The organism is Ureibacillus massiliensis 4400831 = CIP 108448 = CCUG 49529 (assembly GCF_000772965.1).
GTDB lineage: Bacteria > Bacillota > Bacilli > Bacillales_A > Planococcaceae > Ureibacillus > Ureibacillus massiliensis.
Genome location: NZ_JPVQ01000116.1, coordinates 1 through 1,072 on the forward strand (window position 1 = coordinate 1; position 1,072 = coordinate 1,072).

1 protein-coding gene is annotated in these 1,072 nt (G+C 35.7%); it reads left to right on the top strand.

Annotated elements, in window-relative coordinates:
* Positions 1 to 162: 162 nt before the first annotated feature.
* A partial coding sequence (locus CD30_RS19090; RefSeq protein WP_036180819.1) for an ISL3 family transposase occupies positions 163 to 1,072 on the top strand: 910 nt, incomplete at its 3' end.

A 1,072-nucleotide genomic window follows, 5' to 3' on the forward strand; every position in this document is an offset into this window, starting at 1 on the left:
GGTTGTACAATTTATAACGTTGGTGAATGAAAATCACCTTCTCCCGAAAGTTGGAGAAGGTGATGGAATTTCACAGCGTTATTTTCTTTTAATAATAGAAAACAAGTGAGGTTCCCTGTAGAATTAAAGTCGACCAAAACCATCATTCAGGAGGGAATTCACTTGTCGTATTCTAATAGTATTAAATCCTTAATTGATATTCAAGACTTGAATATTACATTCGATGAAGATTGTGTAAAACAAGGGACTTATAAAGGGACAGCTTGTAAATACATTACTGGAACATTATCCTATAACCCTACGCACTGCCCGAAATGTGGTATTGAAAACAAAAACTTTACAGTTTTTAAGAACGGAACTCAATTATCGCGAATTACATTACCTCTTACCGGGGTAAATCCAACGTACTTACTCCTAAGAAAGCAACGCTTTATGTGTAAAGAATGTAACACTAGCTTTACTGCTAAAACACCGATCGTTGAGCGTAATTGTTATATTTCTAAGAATGTTAAAGTTCAAGTAATGGTTAAATCTGCAGAAGCGCAATCCTTAAAATCTATCGCTAAAGATTGTTCGATTTCACCTACAACGGTTCAACGAGTCATTGATGAAGCTGCAATACATTTTAAACCCCATCACACTAAGCTTCCGAAGCATCTTTCTTTTGACGAATTTAAATACGCAAAAGGGGCGATGGCTTTTGAATATATCAATGTGTTGAATGGTGATATTTTGGACATTCTTAATCGTCGCGATAACTTCGCAATAAAAAATCATTTCATTGCGAATTACAGCCTAACTGACCGACGAAATGTGGAAACGGTAACGATTGATATGAATGCAGGTTATGTAAGCGTCATAAAAGAACTGTTTCCAAAAGCGAAAATAATTATTGACCGGTTTCACTTAGTTCAATTAATCAATCGATCGATGAATAAGTGCCGAATCAGTGTGATGAATCAACTAAGAACTTCAGATAACGAAGACATGAAAAAGTACCGTCGACTGAAGCGTTACTGGAAGCTAATACTCAAAAAGAAATCGGCTCTCTCTAGCGTGGAATACAAATATT